15 protein-coding genes are annotated in these 16,229 nt (G+C 62.3%); 14 read left to right on the top strand and 1 reads right to left on the bottom strand.

Features of this window, described 5'->3' with window-relative positions; genetic code table 11:
* Positions 1-29 precede the first annotated feature (29 nt).
* The 14 genes from pheA (at position 30) to cysM (ending at position 14,852) form a co-directional block, all read left to right on the top strand.
* Positions 30-1,112: a prephenate dehydratase gene (gene pheA, locus M0D66_RS06145; protein WP_093639221.1), complete on the top strand. Its 1,083-nt coding sequence runs from the start codon at positions 30-32 to the stop codon at positions 1,110-1,112.
* A gap of 81 nt (positions 1,113-1,193) precedes the next feature.
* Positions 1,194-2,306 (top strand): histidinol-phosphate transaminase, encoded by a 1,113-nt coding sequence (gene hisC, locus M0D66_RS06150; RefSeq protein ID WP_200650576.1) that lies wholly within the window; start codon positions 1,194-1,196, stop codon positions 2,304-2,306.
* Positions 2,307-2,356: 50 nt separating this feature from the next.
* Positions 2,357-3,298 carry a prephenate dehydrogenase/arogenate dehydrogenase family protein gene (locus M0D66_RS06155; RefSeq protein WP_266209475.1) on the top strand — a complete coding sequence of 314 codons (942 nt, stop codon included), beginning with the start codon at positions 2,357-2,359 and terminating at the stop codon, positions 3,296-3,298.
* Between the two features lie 18 nt (positions 3,299-3,316).
* Positions 3,317-4,621, top strand: a complete 1,305-nt coding sequence (gene aroA / locus M0D66_RS06160) for a 3-phosphoshikimate 1-carboxyvinyltransferase (protein ID WP_266209477.1) — start codon at positions 3,317-3,319, stop codon at positions 4,619-4,621.
* A 35-nt stretch (positions 4,622-4,656) separates the two neighbouring features.
* On the top strand, positions 4,657-5,343 hold the full coding sequence (cmk, locus tag M0D66_RS06165; RefSeq protein ID WP_093639232.1) for a (d)CMP kinase: 687 nt from the start codon (positions 4,657-4,659) through the stop codon (positions 5,341-5,343).
* Between the two features lie 171 nt (positions 5,344-5,514).
* A complete protein-coding gene (gene rpsA / locus M0D66_RS06170; RefSeq protein WP_028200080.1) occupies positions 5,515-7,248 on the top strand; it encodes a 30S ribosomal protein S1 in 1,734 nt (577 codons plus the stop codon).
* 104 nt (positions 7,249-7,352) lie between these two features.
* Entirely contained in the window at positions 7,353-7,679 is a 327-nt protein-coding gene (locus tag M0D66_RS06175; protein WP_028200079.1) for an integration host factor subunit beta, read from the top strand.
* Between the two features lie 371 nt (positions 7,680-8,050).
* Positions 8,051-8,344 (top strand): lipopolysaccharide assembly LapA domain-containing protein, encoded by a 294-nt coding sequence (locus tag M0D66_RS06180; protein WP_054037219.1) that lies wholly within the window; start codon positions 8,051-8,053, stop codon positions 8,342-8,344.
* A 69-nt stretch (positions 8,345-8,413) separates the two neighbouring features.
* Positions 8,414-9,589, top strand: coding sequence for a lipopolysaccharide assembly protein LapB (gene lapB / locus M0D66_RS06185; protein WP_200650579.1), 1,176 nt, complete (start codon positions 8,414-8,416; stop codon positions 9,587-9,589).
* 126 nt (positions 9,590-9,715) lie between these two features.
* Positions 9,716-11,131 (top strand): UDP-glucose/GDP-mannose dehydrogenase family protein, encoded by a 1,416-nt coding sequence (locus tag M0D66_RS06190; RefSeq protein WP_200650580.1) that lies wholly within the window; start codon positions 9,716-9,718, stop codon positions 11,129-11,131.
* Positions 11,085-12,092 carry a D-glycero-beta-D-manno-heptose-7-phosphate kinase gene (gene rfaE1, locus M0D66_RS06195; RefSeq protein ID WP_093639303.1) on the top strand — a complete coding sequence of 336 codons (1,008 nt, stop codon included), beginning with the start codon at positions 11,085-11,087 and terminating at the stop codon, positions 12,090-12,092. Before M0D66_RS06190 ends, rfaE1 begins: the two co-directional genes overlap by 47 nt.
* A 102-nt stretch (positions 12,093-12,194) precedes the next feature.
* Positions 12,195-13,187 (top strand): ADP-glyceromanno-heptose 6-epimerase, encoded by a 993-nt coding sequence (rfaD, locus tag M0D66_RS06200; RefSeq protein ID WP_093639241.1) that lies wholly within the window; start codon positions 12,195-12,197, stop codon positions 13,185-13,187.
* A gap of 77 nt (positions 13,188-13,264) precedes the next feature.
* The gene (locus tag M0D66_RS06205) at positions 13,265-13,663 is read left to right on the top strand and encodes a helix-hairpin-helix domain-containing protein (RefSeq protein WP_093639245.1); all 399 of its coding nucleotides are present in this window, start codon (positions 13,265-13,267) and stop codon (positions 13,661-13,663) included.
* Between the two features lie 286 nt (positions 13,664-13,949).
* On the top strand, positions 13,950-14,852 hold the full coding sequence (cysM, locus tag M0D66_RS06210; RefSeq protein ID WP_256455431.1) for a cysteine synthase CysM: 903 nt from the start codon (positions 13,950-13,952) through the stop codon (positions 14,850-14,852).
* Between the two features lie 141 nt (positions 14,853-14,993).
* Here the strand turns inward: cysM and mltB are convergent, their stop codons facing one another.
* On the bottom strand, positions 14,994-16,181 hold the full coding sequence (mltB, locus tag M0D66_RS06215; protein WP_266209493.1) for a lytic murein transglycosylase B: 1,188 nt from the start codon (positions 16,179-16,181) through the stop codon (positions 14,994-14,996).
* Between the last annotated feature and the right edge of the window lie 48 nt (positions 16,182-16,229).

The raw sequence follows: 16,229 nt of genomic DNA on the forward strand, positions 1-16,229 counted from the left end.
AGTAGCTACCGGCAGGGCCGTTTTCACGCATGGACGACGAACTCAATACCCGACTCAAACCCCTTCGCGAACGCATCGACGCGCTCGACGCGCAGTTGATCGCGCTTCTCAATCAGCGTGCCGCGGTGGCGCTCGAAGTGGGCGAGGTGAAGAAGCATTTCAACGCACCGGTGTTCCGCCCCGAGCGCGAGCAGCAGGTGATCGCGCGCTTGCAGGATATGAGCGCGGGCCCGCTGGCCAGCGAGCATATCAGCGCGATCTGGCGCGAAATCATGGCCGCGAGCCGCGCGCTCGAAAAGAGTATCAAGGCCGCGTATCTTGGCCCGGTTGGCACGTACAGCGAACAGGCGATGCACGAGTACTTCGGTCAGTCGATCGAAGGTCTGCCGTGCCCGTCGATCGACGAAGTATTTCGCTCGGTCGAAGCAGGCGCCGCCGAATTCGGCGTCGTGCCGGTCGAGAATTCGACCGAAGGCGCGGTGTCGCGCACGCTGGATCTGCTGTTGCAAACCCAGCTCACGATCGGCGGCGAACTTGCCTTGCCGATTCACCACAATCTCCTGACGCTGAACGGCGGCCTCACTGGCGTGACGCGAGTGTGCGCGCACGCGCAGGCGCTTGCCCAGTGCCAGCGCTGGCTTGCGACCAACGCGCCGCATCTCGAGCGTCAGGCGGTGTCGAGCAATGCCGAAGCCGCGCGCATGGCGGCGGAAGATCCGACGGTTGCGGCCATCGCAGGCGACCGCGCGGCGACTCATTACGGTCTGCAAGTCGCGTACGCCCTGATCCAGGACGATCCGCACAACCGCACGCGTTTCGTGATGATCGGCAAGGAGCGCACCGGCGTCAGCGGGCACGATCAGACGTCGTTGATCGTCTCCGTGGCGAACGAGCCGGGCGCCGTGTTCAAGTTGCTGGAGCCCTTGGCGCGCCACAGCGTGTCCATGACCCGTTTCGAGTCGCGTCCGGCGCGCGTCGGCACGTGGGAGTACTACTTCTACATCGACGTCGAAGGCCATCGCGACGAGCCGGCGGTTGCCGCCGCACTCACCGAACTCGGTCAGAAGGCCGCGTTCCTGAAGATACTCGGCTCGTATCCGCGCGCCCGTTGATGTCGGCCCAGGCGCGCGCACGCGGTCTGGGCGCGCCTGTCGCAGGTCCACTTATTACTAATTAGTCGTTCGGAGATTTTCATGACAACGTCCTTCGGTCCTTCCTATGTGCGCGCGATCGCGCCTTACATCGCCGGCAAGCCGATTTCGGAAGTGGCCCGCGAGTTTGGCCTCGACGAAGCGACCATCGTGAAGCTCGCGTCGAACGAAAATCCGCTAGGCATGCCGGAATCGGCGCAACGCGCCATGGCGCAAGCGGCCAGCGAACTCGGCCGCTATCCGGACGCGAATGCATTCGAACTGAAGGCAGCGCTGAGCGAGCGCTACGGGGTGCCGGCCGAGTGGGTCACGCTCGGCAACGGCAGCAACGACATTCTCGAAATTGCCGCGCATGCGTTCGTCGAGAAGGGTCAGTCGATCGTCTACGCGCAGTACTCGTTCGCGGTCTACGCGCTCGCCACGCAAGGCGTGGGCGCAAATGCGATCGTCGTACCGGCCGTCAAGTATGGCCACGACCTCGACGCGATGCTCGCCGCGATTACCGACGACACCCGCCTGATTTTCGTCGCGAACCCGAACAACCCGACTGGCACGTTCATCGAAGGCGCCAAGCTCGAAGCGTTTCTCGACAAGGTGCCGCGCAACGTGGTCGTCGTGCTCGACGAGGCGTACACGGAATATCTGCCGGAAGAAAAGCGCTACGACTCGATCGCGTGGGTGCGCCGCTATCCGAATCTGCTGGTCTCGCGCACGTTCTCGAAGGCGTTTGGCCTGGCCGGCCTGCGTGTCGGCTTCGCCATCGCGCAGCCGGAGTTGACCGATCTGCTGAACCGTCTGCGTCAGCCGTTCAACGTGAACACGCTGGCGCAAGCCGCGGCGATCGCAGCGCTGAACGACAAGGCGTTTCTGGAAAAGAGCGCGGCCCTGAATGCGCAGGGCTATCGCCTTTTGACCGAAGCGTTCGACAAACTCGGCCTTGAGTATGTGCCGTCGGACGGCAACTTCGTGCTGGTGCGCGTCGGCAATGACGACGCAGCGGGCAACCGCGTCAACCTCGCGTTGCTCAAGCAGGGCGTGATCGTTCGTCCGGTCGGCAACTACGGTTTGCCGCAGTGGCTGCGCATCACGATCGGCCTGCCGGAAGAAAACGAAGCGTTCCTCGCGGCGCTCGAAAAGACCCTCGCCACCGCGTAAGCGATTGACCTTGACCCGCGCGCCTCACTTTCTGAAGGCGCGCTTTTTCAGTGACCGACGTGGCCGCGTTTTCTTTTAATAAGCTGGTGATTTTCGGTGTCGGCCTGATCGGCGGATCGCTCGCGCGCGCGCTGCGTGAGCGGGGTGAGGCGGCAGGCGCGCGAACCGTGGTGGGTGTCGGGCGTTCGTCCGCATCGACGGCGCGCGCGCTCGAGTTGGGTGTGGTCGATGAAACCGCGGCGTTGGGTGACGACGCGGCGTTGCGGGCGGCGTTGTCCGGCGCCGATTTCGTGCTGCTTGCCGCACCTGTCGCGCAGACTCAGCCGTTGCTCGAACGCATTGCGCCGTTTCTCGACGCAGGCACGATCGTCACCGATGCCGGCAGCACCAAGTCGGACGTGGTGGCTTCCGCGCGCGCGGCACTCGGCGCACGCATCGGCCAGTTCGTGCCGGGGCATCCGATTGCCGGCCGTGAGGCGAGCGGCCCGGATGCGGCGTTGCCCGATTTGTATGTGAATCGCAATGTCGTGTTGTGTCCGCTGCCGGAGAACGTGCCGGAAGCGGTCGAACGCGTTGCCGCGATGTGGCGTGCAACCGGCGCTTGTGTGCGGGAGATGACGCCCGAGCAGCATGATCGCGTGCTCGCATCGGTCAGCCATTTGCCGCACGTTTTGTCGTTCGCGCTGGTCGAGCAGATTCTCAATTCGCCCGACGCCGCGCTGAAATTTTCATTCGCCGCCGGTGGCTTCCGTGACTTCACGCGTATCGCCGCGTCGAGCCCGGAAATGTGGCGCGATGTGTGCGTGGCGAATCGCGCCGCGCTGCTCGACGAACTGGATGCCTACACGGCGGTGCTCGCGCGCTTGCGCGCGGCGATCGAATCCGGCGACGGCGCAGCGCTCGAAGCGGTGTTCGCGCGCTCGCGCGTCGCGCGCAGCGAATGGCAGGAACAGCGCAGTGCAGGGGCCGCCCTCGGCGACGCCTCGAAATAACCGGAACTGGACTCAATCATGGAATTCCTCGATCTCGGACCATTTTCTCGTGCGTCCGGCACGGTTCGTTTGCCCGGCTCGAAAAGCATTTCGAATCGCGTGCTGCTGCTCGCGGCGCTCGCCGAAGGCGAAACGACGATCACGAACCTGCTCGACTCCGACGACACCCGCGTGATGCTCGACGCGCTCGAAAAGCTCGGCGTGCGTCTGAAGCGCGAAGGCGACACCTGCGTCGTGACCGGTACACGTGGCGCGTTCACGGCGCGCACGGCCGATCTGTTTCTTGGCAATGCCGGCACGGCGGTGCGCCCGCTGACTGCGGCACTCGCCGTGAATGGCGGCGACTATCGTATCCACGGCGTGCCGCGTATGCACGAGCGGCCGATCGGCGACCTGGTCGACGGTTTGCGGCAGATCGGCGCGAAGATCGACTACGAAGAGAACGAAGGCTATCCGCCGCTGCGGATCCGTCCGGCGCAAATCACGGCTGACGCACCGATCCGCGTGCGCGGCGACGTGTCGAGCCAGTTCCTGACTTCGCTCTTGATGACGTTGCCGCTGTTGCGCACGGAAAGCGGCGTGACGACCGTGCAGGTGGACGGTGAGCTGATCTCGAAGCCGTATATCGAGATCACGATCAAGCTGATGGAGCGCTTCGGCATCAAGGTCGAGCGCCATGAATGGCACCGGTTCATCGTGCCGGCGGGGCAGCGCTATCAGTCGCCGGGCACGATCATGGTGGAAGGCGACGCGTCGTCGGCGTCGTATTTCCTCGCGGCCGGCGCGCTTGGTGGCGGCCCGCTGCGGGTGGAAGGCGTGGGCCGCTCCAGCATCCAGGGCGACGTCGGTTTCGCCGATGCGCTCATCAAGATGGGCGCGAACCTGCAGATGGGCGACGACTGGATCGAAGTGCGCGGTGTCGGCAACGACAACGGCAAGCTCGATCCTATCGACATGGACTTCAACCTGATTCCGGACGCCGCGATGACGATCGCCGTCGCCGCGCTGTTCGCGGACGGCACGACCACGCTGCGCAACATCGCGAGCTGGCGTGTGAAGGAAACCGACCGGATCGCCGCGATGGCCACCGAGCTGCGCAAGGTCGGCGCGAAGGTGCAGGAGGGTGAGGATTTCCTCGTCGTCACGCCGCCTGAAAAGCTGATTCCGAACGCTTCGATCGGCACCTACGACGATCACCGCATGGCGATGTGCTTCTCGCTCGTGAGCCTGGGCGGCGTGCCGGTCCGGATCAACGACCCGAAGTGCGTCGGCAAGACGTTCCCTGACTATTTCGAGCGCTTCACCGCGCTCGCTCAACCCTGATTCGCTCCTGAATCGACTGACGTGCGACTTTTTCGATGAAACCGATCCGTCCCTTTCACCAAACGCCCGTCATTACGATCGACGGCCCCAGCGCCTCGGGCAAAGGCACCGTGGCCGCGCTGGTTGCCGCGAATCTTGGCTTCCACTTGCTGGATAGCGGCGCGCTGTACCGGCTCGCCGCGCTGGCCAGCATGCGCTACAACATCGTGGCGGATGACGTCGAGGCGCTGGTCAAGTTGATCGACGATCTGCACATCACCTTTCGCGAGGGGCTGGCGCAGCTCGACGGCGCCGACGTATCCGCCGACATTCGCGCCGAAGAAGTCGGCAGCCGGGCCTCGGCGATTGCCGTGCACGCGCCCGTGCGAACCGCGCTGGTGGCCCGTCAGCGGGCTTTCCGTAAGGAACCGGGGTTGGTCGCCGACGGCCGCGACATGGGCACGGTGATCTTCCAGGACGCCGTGCTGAAGGTCTTCATGACCGCCAGCGTCGAGGCCCGTGCGGCCCGCCGGCATAAGCAATTGATCCAAAAAGGATTTTCTGCTAATATAGATGACTTGCTCCGGGATTTGCGTGAGCGCGACGAGCGTGACAGTCAGCGCACGGCCGCGCCGCTCAAGCCCGCAGCGGATGCAAAGCTGCTTGATACCTCCGCATTGTCGGTCGACCAGGCGGTCGAACAGGTGGTGCAGTGGTATGAAGCATTGGTCCCGCATGCCTGATGTCCGAGTGGCATCTGAACAGCGGGCGCAGTAGAAAGTAGTGAGAAGTAACGTTGTCAGTAGGTGCTCCGCGAGTGTCGTGGAGCGTGTATTAACCCCTTAACCCCGCGTGGCATTCGCATTCTTGGCCGAAGTTGCTGACCGTCCGGCCAGCCGGGCACCGCGAGCACCATGCAAATTTTGATTTTTATGTCCGACCTGCAAACTTCCAACCCGAATACCGAATCTTTTGCGGCTCTGTTCGAAGAGTCGCTGACCAAGCAAGACATGCGCGCTGGCGAGGTGATCTCCGCCGAAGTCGTGCGTGTTGACCACAACTTTGTGGTCGTCAACGCTGGTCTCAAGTCCGAAGCCTACATCCCGCTCGAAGAGTTCCTGAACGACGCGGGCGAGGTAGAAGTGCAGGCGGGCGACTTCGTTTCCGTCGCGATCGACGCGCTGGAAAACGGCTATGGCGACACGATCCTGTCGCGCGACAAGGCGAAGCGCCTGGCTTCGTGGCTGTCGCTGGAAAAGGCTCTCGACAACAACGAACTCGTGACCGGCACGATCACGGGCAAGGTCAAGGGCGGCATGACCGTCATGGTCAACGGCATCCGCGCGTTCCTGCCGGGTTCGCTGGTTGACACGCGTCCGGTCAAGGACACGACCCCGTACGAAGGCAAGACGCTGGAATTCCGCGTCATCAAGCTCGACCGCAAGCGTAACAACGTCGTGCTGTCGCGCCGTGCTGTGATCGAAGCGACCCAAGGCGAAGAGCGCGCAAAGCTGCTCGAAACGCTGAAGGAAGGCGCGATCGTGGAAGGCGTGGTGAAGAACATCACCGATTACGGCGCGTTCGTGGACCTCGGCGGTATCGACGGCCTGCTGCACATCACCGACATCGCATGGCGTCGTGTGCGTCACCCGAGCGAAGTTCTGTCGGTTGGCCAGGAAGTCACCGCGAAGATCCTCAAGTTCGATCAAGAAAAGAACCGCGTTTCGCTGGGTATCAAGCAACTGGGCGACGATCCGTGGGAAGGCATTTCCCGCCGTTACCCGTCGGGCACGCGCCTGTTCGGTAAGGTCACCAACATCACCGACTACGGCGCATTCGTCGAAGTCGAATCGGGCATCGAAGGCCTGGTTCACGTGTCGGAAATGGACTGGACGAACAAGAACGTTGCACCGTCGAAGGTTGTTCAGCTGGGCGACGAAGTCGAAGTCATGGTTCTCGAAATCGACGAAGACCGCCGCCGTATCAGCCTCGGCATGAAGCAATGCAAGCCGAACCCGTGGGACGACTTCAGCCGCAACTTCAAGAAGGGCGACAAGCTGCAAGGCGCAATCAAGTCGATCACCGACTTCGGCGTCTTCATCGGTCTGCCGGGCGGCATCGACGGTCTGGTTCACCTGTCGGACCTGTCGTGGTCGGAAACGGGCGAAGAAGCAGTTCGCAAGTACAAGAAGGGCGACGAAGTGGAAGCGATCGTTCTCGGCATCGACGTCGAGAAGGAACGCATTTCGCTGGGCATCAAGCAGCTCGAAGGCGACCCGTTCAGCAACTTCGTTGCAATGAACGACAAGGGTTCGATCGTCGACGGCGTGGTCAAGACGGTAGATGCGAAGGGTGCAGTGGTTCAGCTGTCGGCGGAAGTCGAAGGCTACCTGCGTGCTTCGGAAATCGCACAAGACCGCGTGGAAGATGCTCGCAACGTGCTGAAGGAAGGCGACAAGGTCAACGCGATGATCATCAACATCGATCGCAAGTCGCGTGGTATCAACCTGTCGGTCAAGGCCAAGGATTCGGCTGAGCAACAGGAAGCGATCCGCGGCCTGGCTTCGTCGGATTCGAGCTCGGCTGCTACCGGCACGACGAACCTTGGCGCGCTGCTGAAGGCCAAGCTCGACGGTCAGAACCAGTAATTGAGGAACGCCCCCAAACCTGGCGCCTCGCGTCAGGTCCCCCGCGAGGGGGAGCATAAGAACATGGGGGCGGCCCGGCGTTTTCTTGCGAGGTCTGCTGCAGTATGACCAAATCGGAATTGGTCGCCCAGCTGGCTACGCGATTTCCACAGCTTGTACTTAAAGATGCGGATTTCGCGGTGAAGACGATGCTTGATGCGATGTCGGAGGCGCTTGCCAACGGTCATCGCATTGAAATTCGTGGCTTCGGCAGCTTCGGCCTTAATCGTCGTCCCTCCCGTGTCGGGCGTAATCCGAAGTCGGGCGAGAAGGTGCTGGTACCTGAGAAGTACGTACCGCATTTCAAGCCGGGCAAGGAATTGCGCGAGCGGGTAGATCGACGTTCGGGCGAGCCGTTGAAGGCCGACGAGCCGGATGACGACGACCTGTAAATGCTTCGCTGTGCGGTTCGCAGCATGGCATTGGTAGCGTCAGCGGCCAAAGCCAGACGGCAAAAGACCAGAAAAAGCGCCTTCGGGCGCTTTTTTTTCGTCCGCATCTTTTCTCCGCCTTTTGCCCGTTTTTTGTTCGCTTTTTCGTCCGCTTTGTCGTCCCTTAAGCCCGGCACATTCCCCAATCGAACACACCTGCCCATGCATCCGCTTGCGGTAAGGTAAACCTCGCGTAAGTCCTCTATCAGCCAGTTCCTGCCCAGCCGCGAGGGCATCCATTACAATACGGGTCACTTCGGCGCGGGCAACACCGTGGCGCGACGCGTCATCAAGCCGGCGTCACCCCGCAACTGCCGTCAAGAGACCTATTCATGAAATTTATCGTCTGGCTGATCCGTGTACTGGTGTTCGTGCTCCTGCTGGTGCTCGCACTCTCCAATACACAAACTGCTACGCTGAATTTCCTCGCGGGTTACGCGTGGTCGGCGCCTTTGATTCTGATCGGCCTCGCGTTCTTCGTGGTGGGGCTGCTGGCCGGGCTGGTGTCGTCCATGCCGGGCATGGTGCGCCTGCGCATGGAGAATGGCCGGCTCAAGCGTGAGTTGCGTGTGGCGCGCGAAGCTCCTGTGGTGGTCGAACAACCGCCCATGCCGCCGCTGATCTAAGTTGTCTTCTGCCGCGCTTCTGAAGCGCGGCTTCCCGCTTCCGCTTTCCCGCACATTTGCATTAATCGCATGGATCTAGACTTCTGGTGGCTGCTTGTCATACCCGTCGCTTTTGCGTTCGGCTGGATGGCCGCGCGCTACGACCTCAAGACGCTGCTGTCCGAAAGCGCCAACCTGCCGCGTTCGTATTTCCGCGGCCTGAATTTCCTGCTCAATGAGCAGCCCGACCAGGCGATCGACGCGTTTATCGAAGTCGTCAAGCTCGACCCGGAAACGATCGAGTTGCACTTCGCGCTCGGGAATCTGTTCCGCCGACGCGGCGAGACGGACCGCGCGATTCGCGTGCACCAGAACTTGCTGAGCCGCACCGATCTGCCGGTCACCGAGCGCGATCACGCGCTGTACGAACTGGGTCAGGACTTCCTGAAGGCCGGCTTGCTCGATCGCGCAGAGGAAACCTTCCGCTCGCTCGAAACCGGCAATTACGCGTTGGGTGCGCAGCGTGCGCTGCTCACCATCTACCAGATCGAGAAAGATTGGGTTAAGTCGATCGATATCGCGCGCCATCTGGAAACAATGGGCGCCGAGTCGCTCGACAAGGACATCGCGCAGTTTCATTGCGAGCTCGCCCAGGAAGCGCTTCAGCAGAAGAACGCAGATGAGGCGCGCCGTCAGCTTGGCTTTGCATTGAAGGCGAACCCGACCAACGTACGCGCCACGATCCTGTTCGGCGACGTGGACGCGACGGCCGGCTCGCAAGAGGCCGCGATCGTCCAATGGCGGCGCGTCGAGGAACAGAATCCTGCCTATCTGCCGCTCGTCGCTGAAAAGCTGATGAAGGCCTATGAGGCGCTCGGCCGTCCGCAGGATGGCGCCGATCTGCTCATCACTTGGGTGGACCGCTATCCGTCGAACGATCTGCTCGACGTGACCTATCAGCACATTGCGGCGGTGCGCGGGCCCGACGCCGCTCACGCGCTGGCACGCTCGCAGATGCAGAAGTCGCCGAATCTGGCGGGCATGACGCGTCTCCTGGAAGCGCAGGAAGCCGTCGCGGAAGAGCCGCGCAAGAGCGAGCTCGAACTGATGCGTACGCTGATTCGCCAGCGCACAAAAAATCTGCCACGGTATACGTGCCAGAATTGTGGTTTCAGGGCGCGGCTGTTCTACTGGCAGTGCCCGGGTTGCAGCGGTTGGGAAACCTATGCCCCGCGTCGCGTCGAACCGATCACGGCGTCGAACTGATAGCGAATGGAATTGCATAGCCGCGCCGCAACGACGGCGGCCCGTCGGGCGGAATAGGCCCGGCGGGATCATGACGGCCTTGTTCACTACGAGAAACCCTCACCGGAACCCTCTACCGGAAAGCGTATGAAAATCACCATTATCGGCACGGGCTATGTTGGCCTCGTCACCGGCGCGTGCCTCGCCGAAATCGGCCATGACGTCTTCTGTCTCGACGTCGATCCGCGCAAGATCGAAATCCTCAACAACGGTGGCGTGCCGATCCACGAGCCGGGTTTGCTGGAGATCATCGCTCGTACGCGCGCGGCTCGCCGCATCACGTTTTCGACGGATATCGAAGCGAGCGTGGCGCACGGCGAGGTGCAGTTCATCGCTGTCGGCACGCCGCCCGACGAAGACGGCTCGGCCGATCTGCAATACGTGCTCGAAGCGGCGCGCAATATCGGCCGTACGATGAACGGCTTCAAGGTGATCGTCGACAAGTCGACGGTGCCGGTCGGCACTGCGCAACGTGTGCGCGCGGTGGTCGAAGAGGAACTGGCCAAACGCGGGCTTGCCAATAGCGAACAGCATCGCTTCTCGGTCGTGTCGAATCCTGAGTTTCTGAAGGAAGGCGCGGCGGTCGACGACTTCATGCGTCCCGATCGCATCGTGCTTGGCAGCGACGAAGATGAAGCCGGCCTGCGCGCGCGCGAGCTGATGAAGCGTCTGTACGCGCCGTTCAACCGCAACCACGAACGCACGCTGCACATGGATGTGCGCTCAGCCGAGTTCACGAAATACGCTGCCAATGCGATGCTCGCTACGCGCATCTCGTTCATGAACGAGATGTCGAATCTGGCGGACCGGGTTGGCGCGGATATCGAAGCGGTACGCCGCGGGATCGGCTCGGACCCACGCATTGGCTACCACTTCCTGTATGCCGGCGCTGGCTACGGCGGTTCGTGCTTCCCGAAAGACGTGCAGGCGCTGATCCGCACCGCCGCCGAAACCGGCCACAATCTGCGCATCCTCGAAGCCGTTGAGGAAGTGAACTACAAGCAGAAAGACGTGCTGGTGAACAAGATCACGGGCAAGCTCGGTGAGGATCTGAGCGGCCGCACATTCGCCGTGTGGGGCCTCGCGTTCAAGCCGAATACCGACGACATGCGCGAAGCGCCGAGCCGCCGCGTGATCGCTGAATTGCTGGCGCGTGGCGCGCAGGTTCGCGCGTACGATCCGGTCGCGGTGGCCGAAGCGCGCCGCGTGTTCGCCATCGATCTGCACGATGCACCGGACCAGCTCGCGCGTCTCACGTTCACGAGCACCCAGGACGAAACGCTCACCGGCGCCGACGCGCTGGTGGTCGTCACCGAATGGAAGGAATTCAAGAGCCCGGATTTCGTGCACCTGAAGTCGGTGCTGAAGTCACCGCTGATTTTCGACGGCCGCAATCTGTACGAGCCGGACGCGATGACCGAACTCGGCATCGACTATCACTCGATCGGACGACCCTATGCCCAGCCCTCTGAACTTCCGGCCGATGTCTCCAGCAATGCCTGAAGCCGCTCAATCCACACCCACGTCCGCACTGACCGTAGTGCCGCGCGAACGCCTCGGTGCGGCGCGCGTGCTGGTGGTTGGCGACGTGATGCTCGATCGCTACTGGTTCGGCGACGTGAACCGTATTTCGCCGGAAGCGCCGGTGCCGGTCGTGCATGTGCAGCGCCAGGAAGACCGCCTCGGCGGCGCGGCGAACGTCGCGCGCAATGCGGTGGCGCTCGGCGCGCAAGCGGGTTTGCTGTGCGTGGTCGGGCACGACGAGCCCGGTGAGCGCATCGTGCAACTACTCGCCGAAAGCGGGGTGGCGCCGCATCTGGAACGCGATCCGGATTTGCTCACCACGATCAAGCTGCGCGTGCTGTCGCGTCAGCAGCAGTTGCTGCGTGTCGACTTCGAAAACTCGCCAGCGCACGAAGTGCTCCTCGCGGGGCTCGCGCGTTTCGACGACCTGCTGCCGTCACACGACGTGATCCTGATGTCCGATTACGCGAAGGGCGGTCTCACGCACGTCACGCAGATGATCGCCAAAGCGCATGCAGCGGGTAAGCCGGTGCTGGTCGATCCGAAGGGCGACGACTGGGAGCGCTATCGCGGCGCCACGCTGATCACGCCGAATCGCGCCGAGTTGCGCGAGGTGGTCGGGCAGTGGAAATCCGAAGAAGATCTGATCGCGCGCGTGACCAAACTGCGTGCCGATCTCGAGTTCAAGGCGCTGCTGCTGACGCGTTCGGAAGAGGGCATGACGCTCTTCGCCGATGACGGCATCCTGCACACTTCGGCTGTCGCACGCGAAGTGTATGATGTATCGGGCGCGGGCGACACCGTGATCGCCACGCTCGCCGCCATGCTCGGCGCGGGTCTTACGCTCGTCGAGGCGGTCGGGCTCGCGAATCGCGCGGCCGGCATTGTGGTCGGCAAACTCGGTACCGCCACCGTTACCTACGACGAACTTTTTCATTGATGCAGCCCGCCGGGTTCCCTTCTTTTCGCTCCAGTTTCAGCGGCGCAAATGAGGAACCTGCGAGGCGTCAACTGAGCTCATTACTGCAACCGCAGGATCATCATGACCCTCATCGTCACCGGCGCGGCCGGCTTTATCGGCAGCAATCTCGTGAAGGCGCTCAATGAGCGCGGTGAACAACGCATCATCGCGGTCGATAACCTCACGCGCGCGGACAAGTTCAAGAATCTCGTCGACTGCGAGATCGACGACTATCTCGACAAGACCGAATTCGTCGAGCGCTTCAAGCGGGGCGACTTCGGCAAAGTGCGCGCGATTTTCCACGAAGGCGCCTGCTCGGACACGATGGAAACCGACGGCCGCTACATGATGGACAACAACTTCCGCTATAGCCGCGAAGTGCTTGATGTCTGTCTCGCGCAGAACATCCAGTTTCTGTATGCGTCTTCGGCGGCCACGTATGGCGGCTCGAGCCGCTTCGTCGAAGAGCGCGAAGTCGAGCAGCCGCTGAACGTGTACGGCTATTCGAAGTTCCTGTTCGACCAGGTGATTCGCCGCGTTCTGCCCACCGCGAAGAGCCAGATCGCCGGCTTCCGTTATTTCAACGTCTACGGGCCGCGCGAGACGCACAAGGCGCGCATGGCGTCGGTGGCGTTTCACAACTTCAACCAGTTCCGCGCCGAGGGCAAGGTCAAGCTGTTCGGCGAATACAACGGTTACGCCGCAGGCGAGCAGACGCGCGATTTCGTCTCGGTCGAAGACGTGGTGAAGGTCAACCTGTTCTTCTTCGACAATCCGGACAAGTCGGGCATCTTCAATCTGGGTAGTGGCCGCGCGCAGCCGTTCAACGACATCGCGAGCACGGTGGTTAACACGTTGCGTGCTTTGGACAATGAGCAGCCCTTGTCGCTCGCGGAGCAGGTGCAGCGCGGGTTGATCGAATACATTCCGTTCCCCGATGCATTGCGCGGCAAGTACCAGTGTTTCACGCAGGCCGACCAGACGAAGCTTCGTGCCGCCGGTTACGACGCGCCGTTCCTGAGCGTGCAGGAAGGTGTCGATCGCTACGTACGTTGGCTATTCGGCCAGGTGTAAATCTTTCGGATACCTCTTTAAACTGGAATCTCCCGGTTGGTGATGGTCGCCAACCGGTTGTACGAGGGAGATTCCATATGTTTCGAAAAATTCTGGTTACCGCGGCCATGCTGGCCGCTTTTGGCCACGCATACGCGGCGGTCGACGTCAACACGGCTAACGAGGATGCGCTGCGCGGCATCAAGGGCATCGGTCCTGCCAAAGCGAAAGCCATTCTCGACGAGCGTGCAGCACATGGTCCGTTCAAGGACCCGGCCGATCTCGGCAAGCGCGTCAAAGGCATGGGCGGGCATACCGTCGAGCGCCTGCAGGCGGAGGGTCTCGCTGTCGGTCCGGCTGGCGCGGCTGCTAACCCGCAGGCTGCGGCGTCTGCACAGAGCAAAGGCGCGGCCGCTGCGGGTAATGGCACCAACGCGGCCAACTCGACTAGCGCGGCCGCAACTCCAAAGAACGCCACTGTGGCGGTGAAGAAATAGCCTGACGCGGGCCGTGCGCGCGAGGCGGGTCACCTCGCGCGCACGGTCTCGCGCCTGGCCTGTTACCGTCGTTCCCCTTCATGGTCGGAGTGGGTAAGAACACTCCTTCAGCTGTCATGCAGATGACTGGCTCCCGCGGTTCTCAGCCGCGGGCTTTTTGCGTTGCGCGCGCCCGTCGGTCAGCACCTGCATCCATGCGGCCAGAAGGGCCGCACGGCAGCCGTGCGCACGGTGGTTTAGAATCAATAGATTGAAAACTCCGCGCATCGACAGCACCAGAACCCATATGGCTTACAAAACGATTGAAGACACGATCGGCAATACGCCGCTCGTGCAACTCGTCCGGCTCCCTGACGACGAGATCCGCAGCCGCAATAACGTGATCCTTGCAAAGCTCGAGGGCAACAATCCTGCGGGTTCGGTGAAGGACCGTCCGGCGCTGTCGATGATCAAGAAAGCGGAAGCACGCGGGCGTATCAAACCGGGCGACACGCTGATCGAATCGACCAGCGGCAATACCGGCATCGCCTTGGCGATGGCTGCGGCGATCCGTGGCTACAAGATGGTGCTGATCATGCCGGAAGACCTGTCGGTGGAGCGCCGTCAGAGCATGGCCGCGTACGGTGCGCAGATCGTGCTGACACCAGTGACGGGCGGCATGGAATACGCACGCGATCTGGCCGAACAGATGCAGCGCGAAGGCAAGGGCATCATCCTCGACCAGTTCGCGAACCCGGACAATCCGGCCTCGCACGTCGAAGGTACCGGTCCGGAAATCTGGCGCGACACCGAAGGGCGCATCACGCACTTCGTCTCGTCGATGGGTACGACCGGCACGATCATGGGCGTGTCCAGTTATCTGAAGGAACAGAATCAGGCGATCGAGATCATCGGTGCGCAACCGGAAGAGGGTTCGCGCATTCCGGGCATTCGCAAATGGCCGGAAGCCTATCTGCCGAAGATTTTCGATCGCAGCCGTGTAGACCGCGTCGAGAACGTGAGCCAGGCCGCCGCCGAAGCGATGGCGCGGCGCATGGCTTCGGTCGAAGGGATCTTCGCCGGCATCTCGTCGGGCGGGGCCTGTGAGGTGGCGTTGCGCGTCGCGCGCCAGGTCGAGAACGCGACGATCGTGTTTATCGTCTGCGATCGGGGTGACCGGTATCTGTCGACGGGTGTGTTCCCGGCTTGATTGCGCTGCGGCGCATTGAGTGGCCCCTCAAAGCGAGTCGGCCAATAAAAAAGCGCCGGTTTAACCGGCGTTTTTTTTATGTCGCTTGCTATCGCTCGTGATGCAGTCAGGGTCTGACAACCGCCGCCGCTCTGCTCATGCTCATTGCGATGCGGCGACCGGCGGCGCAGCAGTGCTGGTGGCGCTCGCAGCATCGCTTGCTTCCATCTGAGCCTTGACCCGCTCGCCCAATTGATAAACCGCAAGCGCATAAAAGAAACTGCGGTTATAGCGCGTCAGCACATAGAAGTTCTTCAAGCCCAGCATGAACTCGGTACCACGCCCCGGCGACGGCAGATCCACCACGGTCACCGGCGTGCCGGCTTCCGACGCGATATCGACATCTGGCTCGTTCAGCAACAGTCCGGCACGCAGCAATTGGTTCAGCGGCCAATGCGGCTCCGGCTTGCCGTCGGCAGCCGCTTGCGCAACGCCCAGGCTGCCGGCGTCCGTGCCGATCTTCCACACCACCGGCCGGCCGTTTTCCCAGCCGTTCTGGCGCAGATAATTCGCCACGCTGCCGATCGCATCCGCCTGGCTCGTGCGCAGATCGATCTGCTTGTTGCCGTCGTAGCTCACCGCGTATTGCACGATGCTGCTCGGCAGAAACTGCGGAATGCCAATCGCGCCGGTGTAGGAGCCGAGCACGGTGGTCGGATCGATTTGCGAATCGCGCGTCCAGACCAGGTAATCTTCAAGATTCTTGCGGAAGGTCGCCTGGCGATCCGCACGATTGGCGGTGTTCGGGTAGTCGAAGCTGAGCGTGGTCAGCGCGTCGAGCACACGGAAGTTGCCCATGAAGCGCCCATAGATCGTCTCCACGCCGATGATGCCGACGACCACTTCCGGCGGCACGCCAAACTCTTCGTAGGCACGCTGCAGCGTGGCCTGGTTGGCGCGCCAGAAACGCACGCCGGCGTTGATGCGCACCTGGTCGAGAAAGCGCGACTGATACACGCGCCAGTTCTTGACCGACGGCGAGGGCGACGGCGTGACGAGCTTGACCGCGGTGGCCGAATAGCTCACGCGAGCGAATAACGCATGCAATGCGGCTTCGTCGAAGTCATAGCGCGCGGACATGTCGCTGATGAACGCATCGACATTCGGGTTATTCGCGTAGCGCTGCGGAATGATCTCTTCTTCGAAGGTTTGCCCTTGCGGCACTGCCGGCTGCGGTTGGCTTTGCGCGAGCAGCACCGGTGGCTTTTTCGCGGCGCTTTGCGCCATCGCCGGGCTGGTTGCCATGAACATGCACGATGCGACGGACAGTGCGGCGGTTGCGGTCTTCATGCGTAGCCGGTTTCGTGCAGACAGAGCAAGCTTGACGGTCATAGTGAG

Origin of the sequence: Paraburkholderia sp. SECH2 (assembly GCF_030464795.1) — a bacterium.
Taxonomy (GTDB): domain Bacteria; phylum Pseudomonadota; class Gammaproteobacteria; order Burkholderiales; family Burkholderiaceae; genus Paraburkholderia; species Paraburkholderia aspalathi.

Coding starts and splice junctions, on each gene's coding strand:
- rfaE1 (WP_093639303.1), top strand. CDS start 11,085: ATGCCCAGCCCTCTGAACTTCCGGCCGATGTCTCCAGCAATGCCTGAA.
- aroA (WP_266209477.1), top strand. CDS start 3,317: ATGGAATTCCTCGATCTCGGACCATTTTCTCGTGCGTCCGGCACGGTT.
- M0D66_RS06190 (WP_200650580.1), top strand. CDS start 9,716: ATGAAAATCACCATTATCGGCACGGGCTATGTTGGCCTCGTCACCGGC.
- rfaD (WP_093639241.1), top strand. CDS start 12,195: ATGACCCTCATCGTCACCGGCGCGGCCGGCTTTATCGGCAGCAATCTC.
- mltB (WP_266209493.1), bottom strand. CDS start 16,181: ATGAAGACCGCAACCGCCGCACTGTCCGTCGCATCGTGCATGTTCATG.
- pheA (WP_093639221.1), top strand. CDS start 30: ATGGACGACGAACTCAATACCCGACTCAAACCCCTTCGCGAACGCATC.
- M0D66_RS06180 (WP_054037219.1), top strand. CDS start 8,051: ATGAAATTTATCGTCTGGCTGATCCGTGTACTGGTGTTCGTGCTCCTG.
- hisC (WP_200650576.1), top strand. CDS start 1,194: ATGACAACGTCCTTCGGTCCTTCCTATGTGCGCGCGATCGCGCCTTAC.
- cmk (WP_093639232.1), top strand. CDS start 4,657: ATGAAACCGATCCGTCCCTTTCACCAAACGCCCGTCATTACGATCGAC.
- rpsA (WP_028200080.1), top strand. CDS start 5,515: ATGCAAATTTTGATTTTTATGTCCGACCTGCAAACTTCCAACCCGAAT.
- M0D66_RS06205 (WP_093639245.1), top strand. CDS start 13,265: ATGTTTCGAAAAATTCTGGTTACCGCGGCCATGCTGGCCGCTTTTGGC.
- M0D66_RS06175 (WP_028200079.1), top strand. CDS start 7,353: ATGACCAAATCGGAATTGGTCGCCCAGCTGGCTACGCGATTTCCACAG.
- lapB (WP_200650579.1), top strand. CDS start 8,414: ATGGATCTAGACTTCTGGTGGCTGCTTGTCATACCCGTCGCTTTTGCG.
- cysM (WP_256455431.1), top strand. CDS start 13,950: ATGGCTTACAAAACGATTGAAGACACGATCGGCAATACGCCGCTCGTG.